This is a genomic window from Agarivorans sp. D1326, from assembly GCF_056958115.1.
Map to the genome: position 1 here is coordinate 1 of NZ_JBTWEN010000023.1, position 816 is coordinate 816.

General features: G+C 51.1%; 1 pseudogene. It reads right to left on the minus strand.

Going from position 1 to position 816, the window contains the following annotated elements:
• Positions 1-816: pseudogene (locus ACYFDN_RS21405) on the minus strand (hypothetical protein); the annotation flags it as partial.

Here is an 816-nt window from a genome sequence, read left to right on the forward strand (position 1 = left end):
CACATCAATGCTACTGCCCGCCTCAACCGTAATGGTGTCAGCGGTAATTGTTGGAGCAAGGGTATTTTCATCCACGTAATAAGGCGTCGTCACTTTACCGCCATTGCTCACGGTAAGGCTGGCATAATGCTGAGAAGCGGCGAACGATAAGCTCACGCCACTCACATTCAGTGCATTGTCTTTAACCGTTAAGCTGCCTTGCGCTTCGATAACGGCAGTATTATTACCACCAAATTGACCATTAAATACCGTGCCATCGGCCAAGGTAATACGCGCATTCTCAGCATAAATGTCTTCATTAATCACGCCGCTTAGGTGGGTCGCCGTACCGGTATTGCTGCCTTTAATCACCAAGGTGCCAGGCTCTTGATTGCCCACTACGCGCTGTTGGCTATACACCGTACCCGCGCCGCCGGCTGTGCCCGAGCTGCCTTTAGTTCCACCCGAAACATCAATCGCACTTAAATCAAAACCATCTAGCGTATCGTAGTACACTGCAACACGGCCGCCCGCACCACCGCCGCCAGAATTAGACGAAGCCCCTCGAGCACCAATAACGCCAGCACCAGAAAGTATACCCGCATCAATCCATACTGAACCGCCTGCGCCACCACCATGATTGGTAGCAGATGCACCATCGGCCTTAATCTCACCATCGAGCTGGAAACGCTCATTGGCCACCAACTTAATCGCACCACCACCGCGAGTTGTACTTGAACAGTAATGGAGATAACACCCACCCAAGCCAAAGCTCATTGGCTCACTGTATAAACCAAAGGCATCAAACGAGTCATTGCTGTTATATTTACCGCCCTT